Genomic DNA, 8,145 nt, shown 5'->3' with positions numbered 1-8,145 from the left:
CATGCCTCGGATGATGTGGAACATCTCTGGGATGGTGAGCTGATGTTCCGCAAACACCGTCCCTGTGAGATCATTGAATATGCTCTCACAGTCCTGACAGCGATAGCGTTGAGCGTCCTTTCGTGTTGTTCCCTTCTTGATCGTGTCCGCACTCTCGCAGTGCGGACACGTCACCCTGTCCGGCCATCGCTGATCACGCAGATACTCTAAACAGTCCTCTTTGTCAGGCAGAAAGACCTCGTTGACACTCTCTCTGCTGACCATGCTGGGGAAGGCTACGAACTCCAGTCATGAGAAAGTATTCACCGCTACAGATGAGCGCACGACGAAGAAGGCCTATGACGGGCATATCGGGTTGCAGGTCTTCCGGCGGAACGCCGGAGACCTACACACGCTGCTCGCTGATAAGATGTACTCGTGGGCAGATCTCCGGGACGCCTGTCGTGCCGCGTCAACGCGCCCAGTGATCAAACACTTCGAACAAAATGCGCTCAAGAAGGCTCACAACGCCCGAATTGACGATGATGTCTACAACCAGCGGTCGATGAGCGAGACCGTGTTTGCGATGCTGAAGGACGACGGCGACGAACTCCGCTCCCGGAGCTGGCATGGCCAGTTCCGGGAGCTCACGCGCAAGTGCATCGTGCATAACCTCGCGCAGGCGGCGAGCCCTTAACTCGCCGCCTGCTCCCCTTCTCCGGACGTATCCGGGAGAGCCATCGCCATCGTCCAACTCATACTTCACACGGTATCTTGTGAAACTGATGTTTTGATCACCGAGCGAGTCGGCTGAAATCGAATCGTCTGCTCTGAGAATCTGCCGAGAAAGAGTAGCTACCGGTGGGAAACTGCATATCATAATACCGATACTGCTCCCGTCTTGCGTTCAACACTGCATCTCATGTCCGCTTACGCTTTCTCGATCCATGGTGCTCTCTCGAGCCACGGAGAATATGAAAACATATTGCCGTATTTTATGATATATATGCAACTAATATTCTTCATATCTTTTAAATATCAGACCTAGTTTTAATGAGATGAACGCTCGTCAGTCGGACGTGAGGCCGACGCCGTCGGCCAGTAATTCGTGGGAGCGGAGCGCGTCGTCGTGGTCAGCGACGACGTGCTGAATCATGACTTCGTCGACACCGACGCGGCCAGCGAGTTGCTCCAGGACGTCGGCGAGTGTTTCGGGGCTCCCGGAAATCGCTCGCGGCCACTCATCGGAATCGAGCGTGGCCGGCGTCGGGTCGGGGACGCCGCCGAGTTCGTCGATGGCCTCCTCGATGGATGGCCTGGTGCCGACCTCCCCGCGTCGCATTCGCTTGTACGACGCTTCGGCAACCGCTCGAAGCCGCGCCGCCTCCTCGTCAGTCTCGGCACAGACTGCGTTCACCGCGACGATTCCTTCTGGCTCGTCGATGCTGCCTGCCAATCGCGACGGTTGGAAGTGCTCACGGTAATCCTCGAACGCGTATCTGGCGAACTGCGGTCGAATGAACGCCGCGAAACAGTACCGCAACCCGAGTTCGCCCGCGATGGCCGCGCTCGATGGACTCGACCCGAGCACCCACGGAACGGGCTCGTCCTCCCCCGAACGCGGTATTTCCAGGTCGCTGTACTCGTGCTCGTCGGGATAGTCGTCGTAGAGGTGATTGATGACGGCCTCGATTTTCTCGGCGTGGTCCTCGTCGGGATTCTGGACGTGTCGTTCCGTGCCGAGAGCACGGTCGCTGGCCGGCGAGCCGTTCGCCCGTCCGAGACCCGCATCGATACGCCCAGGTGCGAGCGCATCGAGCGCACCGAACCCTTCTGCGACTTTGAACGGGCTGTAGTGGTTGAGCAACACCGCTCCCGAACCGAGGCGAATCGAGTCGGTTTCGGCGGCGAGGTGGCCGAGTAGTACCTCGGGCGTCGTCCCCGCGAGGGTGTCCGCCATCCCGTGGTGTTCCGCCACCCAGAATCGAGAGTAGCCGAGCCGCTCGGCCTGTCGTGCGGTTTCGACCGTGTTCGCGTAGGCGTCGGTCGCGGTGCCACCGTCGGGAACCGGTGAGAGGTCGACGACGGAGAGTTCCATATCAGGTCTGGGAGACTGCGAAAGATAACCGTTTGGCTATCAGCAGTTTCTCGTGTATTATCCTTGACCGAAGCCTCGGCCTCTCAGCGCAACAGTGGCGAGTGTTACGTGCGCTGTTGGATGAGAGTGTGTTGCCCGCAGATCCGATACTTGGGGAGGGGGAGACGCTTGATTCCGATGAACACTTTACGGTCTGTTATGAACTCCATCACGTCCTGCTTCCCGAGTTAGCAGATATGAGACTCGTCGAGTTCGACAGGTTCAAAGACGAGATATGGCGAGGAACAAGATTCGACGAGATGCGTCCGTTTCTCGAACAGATCGATGGCGATATCGACGAGTGACCGGGATATATAATCGCTTCCTGCTGAATATGCGCTCTCTATTCAGCACTCCTAGCTAAACTTATCAAGAGAAAGAAATGCGGGCACCGGGTGTCAGCGATGAAGAAGAAGATGTGCTGACGGACCACAAATAGGTTGTAGAGGAGATGTTCTCGAAATGGTGCAGCTAGAGCTGTCGAGGAATCGTTACTGGAGGGTGTCGAACACGTCACTATGGTTTCCACAACGTGGCGCGCGGATAGCCATCTGCCGTTCTGCTATAGCCGACCACCTGACCCCGCTCGTTGATATCCGTGGCGTAGCTGTAGTTGCCCCCGAGCGTCCCGAGGTCTCGCATCCCCTCGTCTTCCGACCAGATGAACGCGTGGCGAGTTCCGTCCGCCGTTTGACTCGTGCCCACGACCTGACAGCGGCTGTTGATGGCCGTGGCCCTGCTGACGTTGCCGCCAAGCGTCCCGAGGCTTCGCATCCCCTCGTCTTCCGACCAGATAAATGCGTGATAGCCCTCGCTTGAACTGCTCTCGCCAACGACCAGACCGCTATCATTGACACCCGATGCACTGCTATTGGGTCCACCGAGCGTGCCAAGTTCTCGTGGGCCCTCATCTTCCGTCCAGATGACTGCCCGTTCGGGACCACCATCGAGGAAATCCCACGTCGTTACGGCGACCTGTCCACTGTTATTTACGTCCTCGGCGTGGTGAGTCAGGGTTCCGGGACCGAATTCGATAGAGCGCGCACCCTCTTTCTCTGACCAGATGAACGCGTCGGAGTCGTCTTCACCAAAATAGTAGTAGTTCCCGACGATATCCCCTCGGTCGTTGTTAGCTGTGGCAACGCTGGATTCGCCGATAGGGTGGATATCACGCATCCCCTCGCGTTTAGACCAGCGGATTGCGTGATTCGGATAGACCTCTTGCTGGGTTCCGAACTGGGTATCCCAGATATCTGTCACTCGACTCGCGCCCACGACCTGACTGCGACCGTTGATGTCGGTAGCAGTACTTCTCGGCGTATTCACCGACCGTACGGTATCGTCCGTAAGAGTTCCGAGGTCTTGCATGCCGTCCTTCTTCGACCACAGAAATGCGTGTTGAATCAGATCGTCTCGCTGGCTAACTCCGACGACGCTCCCACGACTGTTGATACCCGTCGCGGTGCTCTCGGCACCACCGAGGGTACCGAGGTCGGTCGCGGAGTACGCCGCGTCCGGTTTCTTCGCATTCGACGCGGGATTCTGGGAGCTCCCGACGACGCCGCGGGGGGAGCGACCACTCGCTGGCCAGGTGAAAGCAGAAAAGCTACCGAACGTTCCAACTCCACCGATACCGGTGAGAAAGCGGCGGCGGTCGGACTGGAGTCCATACTCATCCGGTGGGACGTATGCGGTGGCGTCTCGTTCTTCGGCGGTTTTCGAACAGTTGGTGTCGGACTGCTCCGTGTCGTCTTTTTGTGATGCCATCACGTCCTTCGAGATTCGATGTCTAATTCATTCTATTGGCCTCCCAGTTATGTAAGATTAACATCCAATGATGGGGATGTGTGGCAGGGGTCGATGGAGTGACCTCCGTCGACTCGGTGTGACACTCCGTCGGTGGAGATAGTCGGTCGTCAGTCGTCCTCGATTTCGGTCGTGGATGTATCGGAGGGTATGACGGTCTCGAAATCAGTCGTCGCTCTCGGCAGCGGCGTTCGCAGGGTCGTCGTCAGCCCCCACGTCGGCCTCGTCGATACTCGTCACCTCGCTGTCCACGCTGACTCCCTCCCAGTCGTGGTCGGTGTGGTACCCCTCGCGTTCTTTCGCGCTCGGGGCGACGCGGATGAACTCGGCCTTCTCACGTGCTTCGGGAATCGTGTGACCGCCACAGTACGAGAGCCCGGACTGTATCCCGGCGTAGAACTCACTGACGACGGTCGCAACCGGCCCCTTGTACGGTGTCAGCGCCTCTACGCCCTCGTCGGCTCGAACGTTGTTCTCCTTGTCGTCGCGTTCGTCGGCGGCGGCGGTGGTCGCCATCCCTCGCGAGCGCTTGTATCGAGTCCCGTCGACTTCGACCATCGCACCCGGCGCTTCGTCGGTACCGGAGAAGAGACTCCCGAGCATCACGGTGTCTGCCCCGGCCATCAGTGCCTTCACTGCATCACCCGAGGTGCGGATGCCACCGTCCGCGCAGATGGTGACGCCGAGTTCTTCTGCGGTTTCTGCACAGTCGTCGACGGCAGTCAACTGTGGGACGCCAGCGCCGGCGACTTTCCGGGTGGTACAGTGAGAGCCAGGTCCGATACCCACCTTGACACAATCCGCGCCGGCAGCAGCGAGGTCTTCGACGCCGGACGGTGTCGCGACGTTCCCAGCGACGAGCTCGACGTCCGGAAATTCCGTAGCGAGAGTCTCTACTGCATCGAGCGTTCGTTCGAGGTGGCCGTGCGCCACGTCGACCACGAGCGCGTCGACGCCGGCTTCGACCAGGAGCGCACTGCGTTCGACGTAATCCTCGTTGATACCGATTGCTGCGCCGACTCGTTCGTCGGCGGCTTTGACGTCCGCAACCTGCTCAGCTTGCTCCTCGGACGGGAGGAATCGGTGGATTACACCGAGCCCTCCGGCCCGCGAGAGTTCGATCGCGAGCGCTGCCTCCGTGACGGTGTCCATTGCGGCGGAGACGAGCGGCGTCTCTAGCTCGATACTTGGTGTGAGATTTGTCGAGATGTCGACGTTACTCCGGCTGTCGACCGGCGAGCGCTTCGGAACGAGGAGCACGTCGCCATAACTCAACCCCGTGCGTAGGTCGTTCATAACCCCTACAGTTTACCCACCCCCGGACAATAAGCCTCTCGACTCGCCGACCGTCGAACTGCCGTCCTCGCGGGCAGTTCGGCGCTGGTGAGCGTATCGCTGGCAGATGCGTGCTCACTCCTCTAGGTCACGCAACGACTGTTCGGCGACGGACGTGGTCACGTAGTAGGTGTGTTTGCGGTGTGTCTCGTCCTTGGGCTTCAACTTCCGTTCGCTCTGCTTGATGGTGCTGCCCTCGTAGGTCGTCACGAGGCCGACGCGCTGAAGCGCTCGATAGAGGTGGCGAACGTACTCGAAGTCCATCTCGAGTTCGTCGGCGGTCATCCGCGGGTAGTCGGGACCGCCGCGTGCCAGTCGCTTCGCGATAGTCTGTCCGTCCCGGAGATGCCGGAGGACGTTCAGTTTCCCTTCTCTCTCCTCCAGGAATCGAAGGAGATGGTCACCCTGCTGTGAGAGTCGGTAGTAGGTGTGGTGCTGGCGGACTTCCTCGGCCTTCTTCGCTTTCACCTGTCGCTGTTTGACCGTTCCCGACTCGATACGCTCGAGGATGCCGGCAGTCTCCATCTCCGCACAGAGGTCCTCGACGTGGCCTCGCTCGGCGTCGAGATGCCCCGCCATCGACCGCGGGTAGTTTCCGCCGACCCGTTTGAGGTGATAACAGATGAGGTACGCGACGGGGTCGGCAGGAAGCGGCGCGAGTTGCCCGACGATGGCCTGCTGGCGTTCGAGTTCTGCCTCCAGTTCCGAAGCCCGTTCGTATCGATGCTGGGCGTTCTCTGCCGCGCTCGCGTCCAGGTCCAATACAACATCTATCGACTCCCCCTGGGGTGTCTTGAGGGTCAGTTCGAGTTCGCGGTCGTCCCAGTGGTCGCCGGCCTCACGACGCGCTCGCTCGAGGCCTTTTTCGACGTCCTGGATGCGAGTGAGAACGGTGTCGGCTTCCTGGCGGAGTTGGTCGACCTCTGCCTCTGAGACCATGCTGTTTCCACGGTACACGCCACTTCCGTAAGTATGTACGGAGGGTGCTGACCGCGCATCCGATTCAGGTCGTGAGGCGTCGGGATAGATATGTGAACCCTCTCTCCGGGTCGTCGTCGAAAGAATATACCTCATGTACCCCTACCTGAGGTAGTTAATTATCATTCGTGTGAGGGTAAATGCTTTCTGTAACTGGTTCCAGATTCAGCACATTCCATCGCAGCGGCCCGACAAAGGTGACACCGCGGTTGCCCTACGACGGTGATAGCTGCTCCGTCGAAAACCTGCCCAGGATTCGGGCGTTCCTTTCCGTGCGGTTGGTCCTCCCGTCAGACCAGTTCGCCCTCGCAAACGACACGAATCCTACTCAGAGGTTCGAGTACACCTGTTCCCCGCTCACGACCTCTGGAATCACGACCTCGTCCGCACCGGCGCGACGAGCGAGTGCTTCGTCTCGTTGGTCGCCTGCTCGGACGACGAGTGTGACGGTCGGTGCGAGCTGGCTCGCTGCGATGGAGATCTGAATGTTCGCGTTGGAATCGTCGATGGCTCCGATGATGGTGTCCGCTCGCTTGACACCCGCTTCGGTGAGTGTCTCTTCACGGCGGGCGTCACCGCTGACCGTGAGTACGCCGTCGTCGATCGCCCGTTGGTACTGTGCATCCTGCTGTTCGACGACGACCACGTTGCGGTCTTCGTTCCGGAGTTGGGACGCGATGGTTCGTCCGAACGTCCCGTACCCACAGATGATGACGTGGTCGTCGAGTGCCGCGATATCTTGTTCGAGTTGCATATGTCTGAGCTCTTCCTGTATCTGTCCGCCGAACGCCGCAGAGAACAGCGTTTCACCGATCCACAGACTCGCGACGATGAGCCCGGAGAGAATCACGATTGCGTACGCTTTGACCAGCGTCGCCGGGCCGTCGTGGGTCTGAAAGTGGAGTTCGATGCTCGTAGGGTCCAGCAACCAGAACAACGCATCCACGACGCCGACGCTGGCGAGCGTACTGAATCCGACGATACCGGCGATGACGATGGCGACGAACACCACCACTGGTCGCAACGTTCGACGCAGTAACGGTCGGTGAGCGAAGGCTCCGACCAGGATGCTCGGTCTGGTCGGCTTTCTCCCACGGACCGTGTCTGATGCAGTAGCGGTGGTTGATTGACCGTCTTCCATATCGAATCACGTGAGCCGCTGCCCGGAGACCCCGGAGACATCAGGTGCCAGCATGCATCCACGAACTGAGGTAGGTCCGGCCCACGAGCATCTGTACTCACACCCGCTCTCGGGTTCGTTTCCGAAGACGGCACGCGACCGCTTGTCCAGGGGTTCGTAGCTGGGTCCTTGGCAGCGATGCCCGTCCCGATGCGCTGGCGGTGCCTGGTGTGCCCGCCACATTCCGGTCGGTATCTGCAGCGCATCGATACACCGACCACGTCCTCCCGTTTTTTCTGGGCAGACTTCCGGATATGTCGCCGTTCGAGGATTCACAGGAGACCTGACCGATTCGTTTGCCACGGACGATACGCCGTTTCGTCGGTTCGTGAAAACGAGACGTTCGCGTTCAGGACGAGGTCTACATGCGAAGAAGTTTTGCTCGGTCACCATGCATCCAGAGCACATTCAACGGCATAGGGCGATTCGGTTAAAGTCTTTCCTGCAAGGCGGTATTATGGATTATAAGTATATAATTATCTATGAAGATGTACCTCGCGATTGGTATCTCTGCGGACCTAATCGACCGGTCGGCAAATGAACCGACGCGCTCGCATCGGCTATTCGGGACGCTGCGTCGTCCGTTCGTGAAGGTCACCTACCCCGGCGTAATAGTGATTAACGTAACTTCTGGATGAATCCGCTGAGATGATTCTCAATCCACGAGCCTGCGAAACTCAGTCGGTCGGTCAATTTCGTGAAGATTTCATCGAGGAGGGCGCGGTACTCG

At 59.2% G+C, this 8,145-nt stretch carries 7 protein-coding genes and 1 pseudogene; 2 read left to right on the top strand and 6 right to left on the bottom strand.

Annotated features, from left to right (window positions below; translation table 11 throughout):
* A partial coding sequence (locus tag ACR3FF_RS24210) for a transposase (protein ID WP_458190683.1) occupies positions 1 to 264 on the bottom strand: 264 nt, incomplete at its 3' end.
* A gap of 58 nt (positions 265 to 322) precedes the next feature.
* Here ACR3FF_RS24210 and ACR3FF_RS24205 point away from each other — a divergent pair.
* Positions 323 to 676 (top strand): annotated as a pseudogene (locus tag ACR3FF_RS24205) (transposase); the annotation flags it as partial.
* 372 nt (positions 677 to 1,048) lie between these two features.
* Here the strand turns inward: ACR3FF_RS24205 and ACR3FF_RS24200 are convergent.
* A complete protein-coding gene (locus ACR3FF_RS24200) occupies positions 1,049 to 2,077 on the bottom strand; it encodes an LLM class flavin-dependent oxidoreductase (RefSeq protein ID WP_458190682.1) in 1,029 nt (342 codons plus the stop codon).
* Positions 2,078 to 2,208: 131 nt separating this feature from the next.
* Between ACR3FF_RS24200 and ACR3FF_RS24195 the strand changes: the two genes are divergently transcribed.
* Entirely contained in the window at positions 2,209 to 2,421 is a 213-nt protein-coding gene (locus ACR3FF_RS24195) for a hypothetical protein (protein ID WP_458190681.1), read from the top strand.
* A gap of 211 nt (positions 2,422 to 2,632) precedes the next feature.
* Here ACR3FF_RS24195 and ACR3FF_RS24190 read toward each other — a convergent pair whose 3' ends face one another.
* From ACR3FF_RS24190 to ACR3FF_RS24175, 4 genes are all read right to left on the bottom strand, one after another.
* Positions 2,633 to 3,883: a hypothetical protein gene (locus ACR3FF_RS24190; RefSeq protein ID WP_458190680.1), complete on the bottom strand. Its 1,251-nt coding sequence runs from the start codon at positions 3,881 to 3,883 to the stop codon at positions 2,633 to 2,635.
* Positions 3,884 to 4,087: 204 nt separating this feature from the next.
* Positions 4,088 to 5,218 carry a guanosine monophosphate reductase gene (locus tag ACR3FF_RS24185; RefSeq protein WP_458190679.1) on the bottom strand — a complete coding sequence of 377 codons (1,131 nt, stop codon included), beginning with the start codon at positions 5,216 to 5,218 and terminating at the stop codon, positions 4,088 to 4,090.
* Positions 5,219 to 5,332: 114 nt separating this feature from the next.
* Entirely contained in the window at positions 5,333 to 6,196 is an 864-nt protein-coding gene (locus ACR3FF_RS24180; RefSeq protein ID WP_458190678.1) for a DUF2250 domain-containing protein, read from the bottom strand.
* A gap of 367 nt (positions 6,197 to 6,563) precedes the next feature.
* Complete coding sequence (locus ACR3FF_RS24175) at positions 6,564 to 7,304, bottom strand: potassium channel family protein (RefSeq protein WP_458190684.1); 741 nt, start codon at positions 7,302 to 7,304, stop codon at positions 6,564 to 6,566.
* Positions 7,305 to 8,145 lie beyond the last annotated feature (841 nt).

Source organism: Haladaptatus ordinarius, from assembly GCF_054177595.1.
Note: the sequence above shows the minus strand (reverse complement) of the source record. Positions and strands in the feature narration are given on the sequence as shown.

What these genes read in the sequence shown, in the direction of transcription:
- ACR3FF_RS24200 (WP_458190682.1), bottom strand. Translation starts at nt 2,077, where the DNA reads ATGGAACTCTCCGTCGTCGACCTCTCACCGGTTCCCGACGGTGGCACC.
- ACR3FF_RS24190 (WP_458190680.1), bottom strand. Translation starts at nt 3,883, where the DNA reads ATGGCATCACAAAAAGACGACACGGAGCAGTCCGACACCAACTGTTCG.
- ACR3FF_RS24185 (WP_458190679.1), bottom strand. Translation starts at nt 5,218, where the DNA reads ATGAACGACCTACGCACGGGGTTGAGTTATGGCGACGTGCTCCTCGTT.
- ACR3FF_RS24180 (WP_458190678.1), bottom strand. Translation starts at nt 6,196, where the DNA reads ATGGTCTCAGAGGCAGAGGTCGACCAACTCCGCCAGGAAGCCGACACC.